This is a genomic window from Protofrankia sp. Cas3 (assembly GCF_963555955.1).
Classification (GTDB): domain Bacteria; phylum Actinomycetota; class Actinomycetes; order Frankiales; family Frankiaceae; genus Protofrankia.
Genome location: NZ_CAUVXP010000106.1, coordinates 7,446 through 21,683 on the forward strand (window position 1 = coordinate 7,446; position 14,238 = coordinate 21,683).

General features: G+C 69.4%; 10 protein-coding genes and 1 pseudogene. 3 read left to right on the top strand and 8 right to left on the bottom strand.

Annotation, left to right across the window (positions count from 1 at the left end; translation table 11 throughout):
- Positions 1 to 848 (bottom strand): aldehyde dehydrogenase family protein (locus U9983_RS18385; protein ID WP_416211436.1); only part of this gene is annotated, 848 nt, incomplete at its 3' end.
- 329 nt (positions 849 to 1,177) lie between these two features.
- Here U9983_RS18385 and U9983_RS18390 point away from each other — a divergent pair.
- Positions 1,178 to 2,167 carry a helix-turn-helix domain-containing protein gene (locus U9983_RS18390; RefSeq protein WP_322755221.1) on the top strand — a complete coding sequence of 330 codons (990 nt, stop codon included), beginning with the start codon at positions 1,178 to 1,180 and terminating at the stop codon, positions 2,165 to 2,167.
- A 424-nt stretch (positions 2,168 to 2,591) separates the two neighbouring features.
- On the opposite strand, the gene U9983_RS18395 is transcribed toward U9983_RS18390, so the two are convergent.
- The 6 genes from U9983_RS18395 to U9983_RS18420 all read right to left on the bottom strand — a co-directional run bounded on the left by U9983_RS18395 (position 2,592) and on the right by U9983_RS18420 (position 8,964).
- Positions 2,592 to 3,047, bottom strand: a complete 456-nt coding sequence (locus U9983_RS18395; RefSeq protein WP_322755222.1) for a MaoC family dehydratase — start codon at positions 3,045 to 3,047, stop codon at positions 2,592 to 2,594.
- A gap of 11 nt (positions 3,048 to 3,058) precedes the next feature.
- The gene (locus tag U9983_RS18400) at positions 3,059 to 4,675 is read right to left on the bottom strand and encodes an AMP-binding protein (protein WP_322755223.1); all 1,617 of its coding nucleotides are present in this window, start codon (positions 4,673 to 4,675) and stop codon (positions 3,059 to 3,061) included.
- Positions 4,676 to 4,708: 33 nt separating this feature from the next.
- Positions 4,709 to 5,578 (bottom strand): amidohydrolase family protein, encoded by an 870-nt coding sequence (locus U9983_RS18405; RefSeq protein WP_322755229.1) that lies wholly within the window; start codon positions 5,576 to 5,578, stop codon positions 4,709 to 4,711.
- Positions 5,579 to 5,596: 18 nt separating this feature from the next.
- The gene (locus U9983_RS18410) at positions 5,597 to 6,523 is read right to left on the bottom strand and encodes an SDR family NAD(P)-dependent oxidoreductase (RefSeq protein ID WP_322755224.1); all 927 of its coding nucleotides are present in this window, start codon (positions 6,521 to 6,523) and stop codon (positions 5,597 to 5,599) included.
- Positions 6,524 to 6,684: 161 nt separating this feature from the next.
- The gene (locus U9983_RS18415) at positions 6,685 to 8,391 is read right to left on the bottom strand and encodes an MFS transporter (protein WP_416211435.1); all 1,707 of its coding nucleotides are present in this window, start codon (positions 8,389 to 8,391) and stop codon (positions 6,685 to 6,687) included.
- A 168-nt stretch (positions 8,392 to 8,559) separates the two neighbouring features.
- Positions 8,560 to 8,964 carry a MarR family winged helix-turn-helix transcriptional regulator gene (locus tag U9983_RS18420; RefSeq protein ID WP_416211437.1) on the bottom strand — a complete coding sequence of 135 codons (405 nt, stop codon included), beginning with the start codon at positions 8,962 to 8,964 and terminating at the stop codon, positions 8,560 to 8,562.
- 374 nt (positions 8,965 to 9,338) lie between these two features.
- Here U9983_RS18420 and U9983_RS18425 point away from each other — a divergent pair, with 374 nt between their 5' ends.
- Both U9983_RS18425 and U9983_RS18430 read left to right on the top strand, forming a co-directional pair.
- Positions 9,339 to 12,551 carry an ATP-binding protein gene (locus tag U9983_RS18425; RefSeq protein ID WP_322755227.1) on the top strand — a complete coding sequence of 1,071 codons (3,213 nt, stop codon included), beginning with the start codon at positions 9,339 to 9,341 and terminating at the stop codon, positions 12,549 to 12,551.
- Positions 12,552 to 12,608: 57 nt separating this feature from the next.
- On the top strand, positions 12,609 to 14,030 hold the full coding sequence (locus tag U9983_RS18430; RefSeq protein ID WP_322755228.1) for an FAD-binding oxidoreductase: 1,422 nt from the start codon (positions 12,609 to 12,611) through the stop codon (positions 14,028 to 14,030).
- Between the two features lie 27 nt (positions 14,031 to 14,057).
- On the opposite strand, the pseudogene U9983_RS18435 reads toward U9983_RS18430, so the two are convergent.
- A pseudogene (locus tag U9983_RS18435) lies at positions 14,058 to 14,238 on the bottom strand (cytochrome P450); the annotation flags it as partial.

The window sequence follows — 14,238 nt, forward strand, 5'->3', positions numbered from 1 at the left end:
AACACGAATCCCTGGATCGCCGCGCCGATGGCCGTGTCGAGGTCCGCGTCAGCGAAGATCAGCTGCGCGGACTTGCCGCCCAGCTCGATGGTCGCCGGCTTGAGGAACTCACCGGCCAGGCTCGCCACCGACCGCCCGACCGGCGTCGACCCGGTAAAGGCGATCTTGTCGACACTCGGGTGGCGGATGAGCGCCTGGCCGGCCACCGCCCCGCCGGTGACCACGTTCAGGACTCCGTCAGGCACACCGGCTGCCGAGAACAGCTCCGCCATCCGTAGCGCCGACAACGGCGTGTCCTCGGCCGGCTTGTGGACGATCGTATTTCCTGCCGCCAGCGCCGGAGCGATTTTGCTGTTGGAGAGGATCAGCGGGAAGTTGAACGGCGTGATGGCTCCGACGACACCGATGGGTTCGCGGCGGGTATATGCCAGCGCGGGCACGGAAATCGACCGTGTCGACCCGTCGATTGTCTGCGCCAGAGCGGCATAATACTCGTATTGCTCGATCACGGTATTGACGTCGACCACCCGGGACAGTGTGATCGGCTTGCCGACATCCAGGGTTTCCAGCCGAGCCAGTTCGTCGGCGTGCTCACGCACGAGCTCGGCGACGCGAATCAGGACGCGAGCGCGCTCCCGGCCCGACATCCGGGGCCACGGCCCCTCGTCGAAGGCTCTGCGAGCAGCCGTCACCGCGACGTCGATATCCGCTTCGCCGCCGTCGACCACGGTCTCGACGATCTTCCCGGTCGACGGGTCGATCACCGCGCGACGCTCGCCTGCGACACCGTCGCGCCACCCACCGTCGATGTACAGCCGGCCCGGCGACACCATTGGTCGACCGGGCATCGCGGTCGTGTCGTCGATAGCCACGGTCACAGCCTGTGTTATTATTTGGTCCACAGTAATGGCACCTCCACGCGGCGGAATTCGCCGGTACAGCGATGACGATCAGCTGATGCTGAAACGCCTGGTCCGACACACGTCGGTGGATCGCCTGGACTTCTCGTCGCGCTATCGCGAACGCCGGTTCCTGCACCAGACTCATGCACCAGACTCAATAGTCAGGATGGCCACGTTCAGGCCAGCGCAGTTGACGACGGGCGCCCTGATTCTTGCGCGCAGGTGTACAGTTCGGCCCTGAAAGTGATCACGAAGGCTGGTCGAGGAGGCGAGGAGTGGACAGCACCGGTGCCGCGATGTCACGCTCCTTCGAGGGAGCACGCGACATCGAGCAGTGGCGTCATGCGGTCAGCACTACCTTCGAGACCTTGGAACCGGTCGTGGATGCCGACGGCCCGTTCCACGCGGTGTTGGACGCGACCAGCCTGGGAGACCTGTCACTGCTATCCGTGCAGGCATCGCCACACATGGTCGTGCGTACCGCTGCCGCCACAGGAACCGCCGACCGGCCCGTCTACAAGATCACACTTCAGGTGGCCGGTGTCACGGTGCTGGATCAAGATGGCCATGAGTGCCTGCTCCAGCCCGGCGACCTTGTTCTGTCCGACACCGGACGTCCGTACCGGCATAGCAGCCGAGACGACTTTCACCTTGCTGTTCTGATGTTTCCACGCGACCTGGTGCCCCTGCCACCAGCACTCGTCGAACGGTGGACCGCTCGCGTCCTGCCTTCTCGGGAGGGTGCCGGCGCGGTGCTGAACGCCTGCATGCGCAGCCTGCTGGCCCATGCGCAGTCGTGCGGGACGGGAGCCGGCCATCGACTGGCCGCGGCCTGCATGGATCTGCTCGCGGCGACACTCGCCGACACCACGGACAGCAGCGCCACGGCTCCGGCCGATGCACGGCGATTACAGATCATCGCCTGGATTCGTGAGCACCTGAGGGACGACGCCCTGTGCCCCGACGCGATCGCCGCGGCCCACCACATCTCGCCCCGGTACCTTCACCGGCTGTTCGAAGATCAGCAGGTCTCCGTGTCCGCCTACATCCGCACCCAACGGCTGGAACACGTGAAAGCCGACCTCGAGAGTCGGCTGTTGGCCCGACACAGCATCAACGCCATCGCCGATCGGTGGGGCTTCCACAATCAGCCGCACCTCACCCGGCTTTTTCGGGAACGCTACGGTCTGACCCCGGGCGAGGTCCGCCGCCGCGCCCTGAACCCGGGCTCCTTCGAGCCGCCCGTATCGGCGCCGATGGCCTGACCCTCGAGGAAGCACGGTCCGCGAGCCGTCTGGTCGGCGCCGCCGGAGCCGCCGGAGCCGCCGGAGCCGCCGGAGCCGCCGGAGCCGCGGCCGAGCAGATGTGGGACACGGTGCTGACCTGGCGGCAGATGATCCGCCTTCAGGTCGACATCGATCTCCCCGTACTACCGCAACGCACCTCGGTGGACGCCGCGTACCTCCCCCTGGACGGTGCCTTTCCGGGCCGGATCGTCGTCGACGTCACCGAGACGTTCGCCGAGCCTCTTTGGGAACGATGTGAATCTGGTGTTGTGGCAGGAGCATCAGATTCACATCGTTAAGAGCCTGTCCGAACCCAAGATTCAAAACAGGCTCGTAAACAGACGGGCACCGCCAGGTGGGACGCGGGGGGAGGCGAGCCGGACAGACGTTGTTCAGCGACCTCCTAGACCAGAAAGCGGAAGATCGGCTGGGCGACGCACACCGGCTTGCCACCACCGTCGCGCTCGATCACCGCGTCGATGGTGAGCTGCATCCCGCCGTCGACCGGCTCAAGCCCCACCAGGGTCGCCGTCACCCGCACCTTGGACCCCACCGGAACGGGCGCCGGGAAACGCACCTTGCCCAGGCCGTAGTTCACCTTGGTGCGGACCTCGCGGACGTCCAGCAACTCCGACCACAGCGGGATCAGCAGTGACAGGGTGAGATAGCCGTGCGCGATCGTCGTACCGAACGGCCCGTCCTTGGCCCGCGCCGGGTCGGTGTGGATCCACTGCTGGTCGCCGGTCGCATCGGCAAAAGTGTCGATGCGGTGTTGGTCGATCTCTACCCACGAACTGGCACCCAGACTCGTTCCAACCAGCGGGGTCAGGTCTGCCAGGGTGTCGACGACTGTGGACACGGTCTGTCTCCTCAATGGAAGGTTGGGGTCCCGGCCGCGGTGGCCGCGGTGGCACGAAGGTCCTGTTTGCGAACCTTTCCGGTGGCGGTTCGCGGGAGGACCGGGACAAACCGCACGTATTTCGGGATCTTGAAGGAAGCCAGGCGGCCCCGCAACGCGGCCCGCAGGGACTCCTCGGTCCAGGCATCCGGGTCGGCGATGACGAAGGCGAATCCGACCTCGCCCCAGCGGTCGTCGGCGACCCCGACGACCGCGGCGTCGACCACGCCCGGCAGCGCGTTGAGCACCGCCTCGACCTCGACCGGGTAGACGTTCTCCCCACCGGAAATGATCACATCCGTGACTCGGTCGACGACGTAGGCCCAACCGTCCTGCGCGACCCGCACGACGTCACCGGAGCGGAACCAGCCGTCGGTGAAGGTACGGTCGGTCTCCGCCGGCCGGTTCCAGTACCCGCGGAACACGTTGAGGCCGCGCACCAGCAGTTCGCCGGACGTCCCCGGCTCCGGCTCGTCGGCCCCGGCGGCCAACGACACGTCGGTGAAGAAGTGCGGCACGCCGATCGAGATCGGCCGCGCTGCCGCGCCCTGCGGCACCGCCAGGTAGACGCCGGGGCTGGCCTCGGTCATCCCGTAGCCCTGCAGGAGCGGCACGCCACGGCGCTGCCAGGCGACCGCGACACGCTCGGCTACCGTCGACCCCCCGTAGATCACGAAGCGTAGGGAGCTGAGGTCCGCCGCGGCGAAGTCCGGATGCTCGCACAACATCTGCAGCATCGTCGGCACGGCGGAGAACGACGCAATGCGCAGCGCGGCGATCGCCGACAGCACGTAGCCCGGGTCGAATCTCGGAGCGACGACAACGGTGCCGCCCTTGAACAGGGTCGGCAGGCTCACCTGTCCGAGCCCGGCCGCGTGGAACAGGGGAGCCATGCAGAGGGCCACGTCGCTGGTCAGGACATCCACGTGCGCCAACTGGTTCATCGTGTTGAACGTCATGTTCGCGTGGCTGAGCACGGCGCCCTTCGGGCGGCCGGTGGTGCCGCTGGTGTAGAGGATCACCGCGTCGTCGGACAGCGCCACCTCCGAACGCACCACGCAGTGCCCCGCCCCGGCCCCCACCGCGGCGTGCAGGAGTGCGGCGTAGCTACCCGGCCCGGACCCGGCCACCGGCACGACCGCGGCGACCCCGTGTGCGGCCGGGTCCACCGCGACCACCAGATCGGCCAGCTCCGGGCCGTGGACCAGGACCGTTGGACGCGCGTCGTCGAGCAGGTAGGCGACCTCGTCCGCCGCCAGTCGGGTGTTGAACGGGACGAAGATCGCGCCTAGCCGGGCGGTGGCGAAGAAGACCTCGAAGGTCGCGATGTCGTTCGGGCCGAGGTAAGCGACCCGGTCGCCGTGGCCCACGCCGAGCTCGGCAAACGCCAGGCTCAGACGCTCGACCCGGGCGGCCAGTTCGGCGTAGGTCAGGCTGCGGTCTGCCGATTGCTCGCTGTGCTCTCCGTGCTCTCCGTGCTCGCTGTGCTCGCTGTGCTCTGCGGGCTCGGTGTGCTGGCGTAACGCTACGTCCGCGCCGTTGATGCGGGCGCGACGAGCCGGCCAGCTGCCCAGTCCGTAGTCCGGCATCGCGTCAGCCTCCCGTCCGCGATCGAAGATCCATCAGGCAGGCCCCAACCCGAGCATGCGCGCGGCGTTGTCCTTCAGGATCAGCGGCCGCACCGCCGGTTTGATGTCCAGCGCGGCGAAGTCGGTCAGCCACCGGTCCGGCGTGATCACCGGATAGTCCGAGCCGAACAGCACCTTGTGCTTGAGCAGGCCGTTGGCGGCCCGTACGAGCTGCGGCGGGAAGTACTTCGGTGACCAGCCGGAAAGGTCGATGAACACGTTCGCCTTGTGCGTCGCGATCGAGATCGCCGCGTCCTGCCACGGCACCGACGGATGGGCCAGGACGACGGTCAGCTGCGGGTGGTCCGCGGCGACGTCGTCGATGAGCATCGGGTCGGAGTAGCGAAGCTTGATGCCGCGCCCGCCGGGCAGACCGGCGCCGATACCGGTCTGACCGGTGTGGAAGACGACCGGCAGGCCGAGTTCGGCCGCGGCTTCGTAGAGCGGATAGTGCGTCCTGTCATCCGGACTGAAGGCCTGCATGGACGGGTGCAGCTTGAGACCACGTGCCCCGGCCGCGGCGAGGTCACGCAGTCGGTCCACCGCGGACGCCCCGTCGTGCGGGTCGACGGAGGCGAACGGGATCACGACGTCGTCGTACTTCGCCGCCGCGGCGACGATGTCCTCGCTGGAGAGCGCCGGATGGCCGGTGGCCGTGTGTGCGTCGACGGTGAAGACCACGGCAGCCAGGTTGCGCTCGCGGTAGTACTCGGCGATGGCGGCCAGGTCGGGTGTTCGGTTCTCCCCCGCCTTGAAATACGCCGCCGACGCCGCCATCAGTTCGTCGTCCAGCGAGCAGTGCCCGTGGCCGTCGGACTCGACATGCACGTGTGTGTCGATCGCGGTGACCGCGTCGAGGTCGATACCCATCACGACACTCCGTTAGTAGGCTTGCGGGAAGGTCTGGCCGACGGTCTGCAGCTGGCCGGTGAACTCCTTGGGCCAGACGTCGGCGATCGCCTGCGCGCTCCAGCCGCCGTCCGCGAAGGCCACCACCGCTTCGGTGGGATGCGACCACAGCGCGAGCCGGTCGCCGCCAAGCCCGACGGCCTGGCCGTTGACGTCGGCGGCGGCGTCAGAGGCGAGGAACACCAGGAGCCCCGCCACGTCCTCGGGCGGCCCGAAGCTGAGCTCACGGCGGGCGTAGGGCGCCACCGGCTCACCGGCATGCAGCGCGTCGACGTACGGCTTCAGGAACGGTGCGGTCTCGGTCATGCCGGTGGCGGCCACGGGAATCACCGCGTTGACGGTGATCCGCGCGCGGGCGAGCTCGAGCGCCCAGGTTCGCACCATGCCGACGATCCCGGCCTTCGCCGCCGCGTAGTTCGTCTGACCGAAGTTGCCGACCTGGCCGGTGGGCGAGCCGACGCAGATGATGCGGCCGCCCTCCCCCTGCTCGCGCATGCGGGTGGCGGCGGCGCGCACACAGGTGAACGTGCCGCGCAGATGCACGCTAACGACGTCGTCGAAGTCCTCGTCAGTCATCTTCCACAACACCGTGTCACGCAGGATGCCGGCGTTGGTGATGAGGATGTCGAGGCGGCCGAACTCCGCGACCGCGCGGTCCACCAGCGCCTGCGCAACGTCGGTGGACCCGACGGCGCCAACGTGCGCGACGGCCCGACCGCCGGTGTCGGTGATGGATCGCGCCGCCGCGTCGGCGACCTCGGCGTCGACGTCGTTGACGACGACAGCGGCACCGGCCGCCGCGAGCGCCCGCGCGTAGGCGAGCCTGAGCCCCCGGCCACTGCCCGTGATGATCGCGACCCTGCCGTCGAGGGGGCCGTCTGTTCCCCGTCCTGACGTCATCCGTGGACTCCTCTCGCTGGGGCTGCGTGCCGCGGCGGCCAGCCGGGCCGACCGTCCAATTAAGCAGGTTTCCTGACTATCCCAGATCCACGCTGGGGCGACAACGGCTGGCGGACCGCGGCTGGCCGACCGCGGCGCCGACCACGACCCGGTTGTGGATCTCACTCGGCCAGACTCTCCTCGGTGATCATGGCTTCGTGCGACCGGCCGCCCAGCCCGACCGCCGCCAGCACAGCGGCGACCACGGCGGCAGCGCCACAGACGACGTACCCGAGAGCGTAGGCGTGATCAAGAGCGTGGAAGGCCACGTCCTTGAGCGGGTTGAACGGGATGACCGTGCCATCGGGCAGAGCTATCGAGGCGGGGACGGCATTGGCCCCGAGCGGTCCGGAGTTCACCGCGCCGATCGCCGCATGCAGCGCTGGTTGCTGCGCCGCCGGCGCGCCGGCCGCCGAGCTGTTGAACGCCTCCAGGGCCTTGGCCAACGCGGCGTTGTTGCTGACCTTGTGCGAGACCTCCGCGGCGGCGCGGCTCAGCGCGATCGCGCCGATGATGGCCGGCCCGAGGGTGAACCCGAAGTCGCGCAGCAGGCTGGTCGACCCGCTCGCCATGCCGGCGAGGTGATTGGGGACGGTGTTCACCGCGACAGCCGTGATAGCCGACAGTGCCACCGCAAACCCGACACCGGCGATGAGCAGGGGAGCCACGATCGGCGCAAGGGACAGGTTCGTCGCGGACACCTCCGACAGCCAGAAGTCGGCGACGGCGACGAGCGCGAAGCTGATACCCAACGTCCACCGCGGGTTGTAATGCTCGAGGACGCGCGAGGTGAAGGGCATCAACACCAGCGTCATCACGTTGAGCAGGATGAACGCGATCGAGGTCTTCAGCGGAGTGAAGCCCTGAATCGCCGACAGGCGGATGCTCGTGGAGTAGGCGGTGCCGAGGTAGGCGAACATGCCGATGACCGTCGCGACCGCGGCGACCGAGTACGCGCGGTTGGCGAACAGCTCCAGCCGCAACAACGGCGCGGTGGAGCGGCGCTCCGCCAGCACGAACAGGACCAGGAACAGCGCAGCCAGCACGAATCCGGCGATCACGCCACCGCTGTGCCAGCCGCTCGTCGGACCCTGGATCACGGCGTACAACAGCGCGAACAACGCCACCGCTATGGTTATCTGCCCCGGCCAGTCGAGCGAGCGACCCTCGGGGGCCGCGGAGTTCCGGGCAAACCGCACCGACACGCCGATGCTGATCACTGATAGCACGATGACGGCCACGAACGCCCACCGCCAGCCGGCGTACGGGTCGCTGCCGAAGCCGTAGCGCGCCAGGAAGCCGCCGAGCACCGGCGAGACGAAACCGCCCGACGCCAACGCCGCAGCCCAGATCGCGATGCCGCGCGACCGGTCACGGACGGTGTGCGTGCCGGCGGCGACCATGGCAAGCGACGTCGGGAAGATCGCGGCGGCACCGACGCCAGCGATGATCTGGCCCAACCACAACACCAGCACCCGGGCCCCGGTCGAACTGCCGGTTCCCGGGGTGAGGACCGCGAGGAACTGCCCGAGGGCGAGCAGGATGGTTCCCCCGACCAGGAGGCGCTTGCGCCCGAACAGGTCACCCATGACCCCGAAGGTGAGTTCGAGGAGCGTGACCGGGACGAGGAACGCGTCGGAGATCCAGGTTAACTGTGACGAGCTGGTGCCCAGATCCTGCTGGAACTGACCGTTGAGCACGGCCGGGATTGCCAGCCCGACTTGGGCGACGCAGACCGCCAAGGCTGCCGCAGCCAGCGTGCCGCGCGTCAGGCCGCGCGGCGATGTCGTCACGACCACGTCGTTTGCGGGTCGGTTGAGAATGGTCATTCGGGTGGCCTCCAGCGTCCGTGTGCCGGTGGGGTCGGCTGGATGTGAAGCGTGCCACACGAATCGTGCGACGTACAGGTTTCCTGATTGTTTTTAGCAGGAAACCTGCCTATAGACTGTCCCTCCCCTCCCCCCTCCCCTCCCCTCCGCCTACGCTGACGGCACCGCTCAGTGCGGCGGGTGCCCAACCAGGTTGGCGCGGCAGACCAGCAGGATCCGCCGCAGCTCGGAGGCCTGCTCCTCGCTCACCCCGGCGAGCATCTCGGTCTCCAGGTCGCTGACCTTGTCCCGGTGGGCGCTCAGCAGCTGCCGCCCGTCGGGTGTGAGGGCCAGCACCAGGCGCCGACGGTCATCGGGATCGCGGTGCCGCTCGATCAGGCCACGCTCCTGCAGTGCGGTCACCATGTCGGCCATGGTCTGCGCCGTGACGAAGGAGTTGCGGGCGAGTTGCGCCGAGGACATGTCCGGGTGCCGTTCCAGCACGGTCAACGCCGTGTACTGCAGGGCGGTCAGTCCGATCGGCCGGAAAATCTCGTCCAGGTGCGAACGGACCACCAACTCAACCTGTTTCATCACGTAGAGCAACGTCGGCTCGGCACGCTGCGCGCTGTGCACGCTACGTGCCGGTACGGCGCGAGTCGATCGGGCATTCGACACTGGCGGTCCTCGTCGGCGTGGGCCGAGGTGCGTGGAGCTGGGACGTCGGCAGAACTACGGTTTCCTGATGGCTTCGCCACGACCAGTGTGCCACCACGCCATGGAGGTACCCGGGTCTCTCCTGCTCGCTTCGAAGGTTGCGGACGGTACACCACGGAGACGACCGATGCCGCCGCGCATCGCCCCAGGGTCACTCCGACCACCAGATCTGATACGTCCTGAAGCCGAGCCGATGGGCGAGAATGTGGTGCCAGGATCATGGGTACGAGGAGCCGGAGAGGGTTCTCGCCATGTTGGACGTACGGCTGTTGAGCGAACAGCGCGTCGCGGGTGGGGCGAGGGTCGGGGGACGCTCGCCGTCGCCGCGCTCCATCGCGTTGCTGGCGTACCTCGTCCTGCACGCGGAGGTCTCGCAAAGCAGACAGCACCTGGCCGGCGTCTTCTGGCCGGACTCAGGCGAGGCCCAGGCGCGCACGAATCTGCGGCGGGAGCTGCACAACCTGCGCCTCGCGATAGGTGAAGTCCCCTCCCTGGTGGTGGAACCGACGGCATTGACCTGGCGGGACACCCCGACCTGCCGGGTCGACGTCCGCGTCTTCCGGACGGAGCGGCTGGCGGCGGCCGCGGCCCGGTCGGCAGGTGACCACTCCGGTTTCCTGCGTCACGCGGCGGCGGCGATCGCCGAGTACCGAGGCGACCTGCTGCCCGGGATGTACGACGACTGGGTTCTCGATCAGCGTGAGCTGCTGTGCCGGGAATGCGTGGATCTGTGCGACGAGGCCGTCCGCGGGTGGCGCGCATCCGGCGACCGCGTCCGCGCGATCGAGGTCACCCGGCGTCGCGTCGAGCTGGAGCCGCTGGAGGAGGTCGGGTACCGCGTCCTGATGGAATTGCAGGCCGAGTCCGGGGACCGCGGGGCCGTGATGCGGACCTACCACCGCTGCGCATCCGTGCTGGAGCAGAAGCTCGGGGTCAGCCCCGGCCCGGAGACCACAAGGGTGGTCGAGCGGCTGTTCGGGCGGCGCGGCGCACCGCAACCCGACCGGGTGCCAACGGATCGACGGCCCAGACGGTCGGGTGCGGCCGGGGCGGGCTTCGTCGGCCGGGACGGCGAGGCGGCACTGCTGGTGAGCAAATGGCAACAGGCAGCCGCCGGGCGCGGTGGGCTGGTGGTGGTGTCCGGGCAGGCGGGGGTCGGCAAGAGCCGGCTGGTTGCCGAGCTTGCCACCATCGCCCGCGACAGCGGGGCGGCCGTCGCCACAACGCGGTGCTTCGGGTTGGCCGGGCGTCTCGCACTCGCACCGGTAGCGGAGTGGCTGCGGGCCGGCGACCTCAAGCCGGGCGTCGAACGGTTGGACCCGGTGTGGCGGATGGAGGTCGAGCGGCTGGTGCCGCAGGCGTCCACGGACGTCGCCGAGGCGGGCGTGGTGGCGCCGGCCACCGGTGCGGGACGGGCGCAGTCGGCGCAGTCGGCGCAGTCAGGCTCGCACGCGATGGCAGACGCCTGGCAGCGCCACCGGTTCTTCGAAGGGCTCGCCCGGGCCGTGCTGTCCACCGGGCGTCGGACCCTGCTCGTGCTCGACGACCTGCAGTGGTGTGACCAGGAGACGGTGGCCTGGCTGACCTTCCTGCTCCGCTTCGCCGGCCACGCCCCGCTGCTCGTCGCCGCCACGGTCCGGGCGGATGAACTGGACCGCAACGCGGAGGTCGCCGCGTCACTGCGGGCGTGGAGATCGGCGCGGCTGGTCACCGACCTTTCCCTGGCGCCGTTGGACTCCACCGGCACCGCCGCGTTGACGGCGTCGCTACTCGGTCGCCCGGTGACCGCGGCGGAGGCGGGGGTCCTGCATGCGGCCACGGGAGGCTATCCGCTGTTCGTGGTGGAGGCCGCGCACGGCTCGCCGACCCCCGGCGAACCGGTGGCGCTGCCCAACCTGCGGGCCATCCTGCACCGCCGGCTGGAGCAGTCGTCTCCGTCGGCTCGCGAGGTGGCCGCGCTTGCCGCCGCCCTCGGCCGCGACTTCAGCCTGGACCTGCTGTGCGAGGCCAGCGATCTCGACGCGGACGCACTGGTGCAGGCGGTGGACGAGCTGTGGCGGCGCCGGATCGTGACCGAACAGGGCGATGGCTACGACTTCTCCCACGACCTGCTGCGCGACGCCGCGTACGAGCTGGTCAGCCCACCGCGCCGATGGTTGCTGCATCGCCGCCTGGCCCAGGGACTCGAGCTGCTCCACGCGACCGACGTCAACGAGGCGGCCGCGCAGCTCGCCGAGCAGTACGACCGCGGCGGACGACCGGATCGCGCCCTGCACTACTTCGGCCGGGCCGCCGAGGCGGCCACGCGAGTATTCGCGAACGCGGAGGCGACCCGCCACCACACCCGGTGCCTGGAGCTGATCGCCCAGCTGCCACCCGGGCTCGACCGCGACGGACGCGAACTGGACGTGGCCCAGGCGATGACAGGGCCGCTCAACGCGGTGCACGGCTATGCCTCGCCCGAGGTGCAGTCCACGTTGGAACGCTCGGCCACCCTCGCCGAGCGGCTGGCTCGCCCGCATGCGCTGCTGGCCAGCCTGATCGGGTTGTTCACGGTCCGCTTCGTCCAAGGTCACACCGCGCAGGCCCACGAGCTGGCGGCGCGTGCGCTCGCCCTCGCCGAAGCCGACCCTGACCTCGCCGGACAGGCGCACTTCGCCTACGCCGGCTCGGCCACCAGCGTCGGCCGGCACGCCACCGCGATCACCCACTTCGACCGCGCCTACAACCTGTCACCAGGCGCCGTCTCGCTGATCGTGGGGACCCGCACCGATGTCCACGCCATGGCCTGGGCCGCTCATGCGCACTGGCTGCTCGGCGACGACGCCCGAGCGGTCTCCCGCTGCGACGAGGCGGTCGAGCGAGGCCGGGCGGCCGACCACCCCTACAGTCTCGCGGTGGCCCTGGCCTACGCGGCGATGACGCATCAGCTCCGGGGAGACCGTGCTTCACTGGCCAGGGCGGCGAAGGAGCTGGACGAGCTCTGCCGACGTTACGAGTTCGCCTACTACCGCGAGTGGGCCACCATCCTCACCGGCTGGGCGACCGGCGGCGAGGATGGTGTCGCCGCAATCCAGGAGGCGGTCAGCCGGCTGCGCACGCAGGGAGCGCACACCCGGATGTCGTACTGGCTGTCGCTGCTCGCGGAGGTACAGATCGGCTGCGGACGCGCCGATGCCGCACGCGGCATCCTGGACGCGGCGCGGCTCGCGGCGCAGCAGCACGACGACCGTTGGTGGCTGCCAGAGGTCCTGCGCATGCGCGCCAGCCTGGAACCGGACCAGATCGCCGTGCCGATGCTGCGCCGGGCGACCGACCTCGCCGCCGACCAGCTCAGCCAGACGTTGCAGGCGCGGTGCGACGCCGACCTCGCCGCCCGGGGTGTTCGCAATCCGGCCAGCGGCGTTCGCGCCCCCGGTGGTCGGTGGTCGGGGCGAACGCTGAGCGAACGCCCCCCTGTCTAGCGTCACCGTCAGCCGGCGACTCGCAGGGGAGCCGCCGCCGTACCGAAGGGCGACACCATGACCGGGACGACCTCATCCTCCCGGGCCGGGCAACAGTCCGGACCCGACTACGCCGAGCTGGCCGCGACCCTGCGTGGGCCGACGATCCGGCCCGGCGACCCGGCCTACGACTCGGCACGGGCCGTCTACAACGCCATGATCGACCGTCGACCCGCGGCGATCGCCCGCTGCGTCGACGTCGCCGACGTCATCACCTGCGTCCGGTTCGCCGGCGAGCACGGAATCGATCTCGCGGTGCGCGGCGGCGGGCACAACGCCGGCGGGCTCGGGGTCTGGGACGACGCGCTCGTCATCGACCTGTCCGCCATGCGCGGCACGACGGTGGATCCCGCCGGCCACACGGTGCGCGTGGACGGCGGCTGCACGTGGGGCGACGTCGACCACGCGACGGTGGCATTCGGGATGGCCACGCCATCGGGCTTCATCGCGTCGACCGGAGTCGGGGGACTCACCCTCGGCGGCGGGGTCGGCTACCTGACCCGGCGGTTCGGTCTGACAGTCGACAACCTGCTGTCGGCGGACGTCGTGCTTGCCGACGGAACCTTCGTCACCGCGAGCCCCACGTCCCATCCCGATCTGTTCTGGGCACTGCGCGGCGGCGGTGGAAACTTCGGCGTGGTCACCTCGTTCCGCTTCGTCTGCCACGAGATCGGCGACCATGGCGTCGTCATCGGCGGACCGGTGTTGTACGACCTGGCGGACACCGCCGAGGTCATGCGGTGGTACCGCGAGCTGTTGCCCTCGCTTCCCGAGGAACTGAGCGGCTGGCTCGGCCTGATCACGATCCCACCCGCGCCGCCGTTTCCCGAACACCTGTGGGGTCGCAAGGCCTGCGCCATCGTCTGGTGCTACACGGGCTCCCACGACTCCGTCGACGAGGTGCTGGCCCCGATCCGCGAGTTCGGTTCACCGCTGCTCGTCGGTCTCAGCCCGATGCCCTTCACGGTGCTGCAGAGCGCGTTCGACGGCCTCTACCCGGCGGGCCTGCAGTGGTACTGGCGCGCGGACTTCTTCAACGAGATCTCCGAGCAGGCCATCGACGTGCACCTCACGTACGGCGCCATGCTGCCCACCGGTCACTCGACCATGCACCTCTATCCCATCGATGGGGCGGCGATGCGGGTACCCGAAGACGCAACTGCGTTCGCCTATCGCAACGGCGGCTGGGCCGGGGTCATCGTCGGGGTCGACCCGGACCCGGCCAATGCCGACCTCATCAGCGACTGGGCGAAGCGGTACTGGCAGGATCTGCACCCGACGTCGGCCGGCGGCGCCTACGTCAACTTCATGATGGAAGAGGGAGCCGACCGGGTCCGCGCCTCCTACCGCGGCAACTATGACCGGCTCGCCGAGGTCAAGGCCCGGTACGACCCCGGAAACCACTTCCACGTCAACCAGAACATCCCGCCGGCCCGTTAGGCTGTTGACAGACCCAAACGATCGCGGTCAGAAAACAATCGGTAGCTTTTCGTAGCCACGCACGGTGCTGGTGTGTAGTCGGACGGCGCGGTCGTGGTCGACATCCCAGGTCGGGAAGCGGCTCAGGGTTTCCTCCAGCGCGATGCGCCCTTCCAGCCGGGCGAGCGCCGCACCCAGGCAGAAGTGGATGCCGTGGCCGAGGGACACG

Excerpts from the sequence above, each read along its gene's own strand:
- U9983_RS18400 (WP_322755223.1), bottom strand. The coding sequence starts at position 4,675 with ATGCCGGACTACGGACTGGGCAGCTGGCCGGCTCGTCGCGCCCGCATC.
- U9983_RS18420 (WP_416211437.1), bottom strand. The coding sequence starts at position 8,964 with ATGAAACAGGTTGAGTTGGTGGTCCGTTCGCACCTGGACGAGATTTTC.
- U9983_RS18410 (WP_322755224.1), bottom strand. The coding sequence starts at position 6,523 with ATGACGTCAGGACGGGGAACAGACGGCCCCCTCGACGGCAGGGTCGCG.
- U9983_RS18425 (WP_322755227.1), top strand. The coding sequence starts at position 9,339 with ATGTTGGACGTACGGCTGTTGAGCGAACAGCGCGTCGCGGGTGGGGCG.
- U9983_RS18430 (WP_322755228.1), top strand. The coding sequence starts at position 12,609 with ATGACCGGGACGACCTCATCCTCCCGGGCCGGGCAACAGTCCGGACCC.
- U9983_RS18415 (WP_416211435.1), bottom strand. The coding sequence starts at position 8,391 with ATGACCATTCTCAACCGACCCGCAAACGACGTGGTCGTGACGACATCG.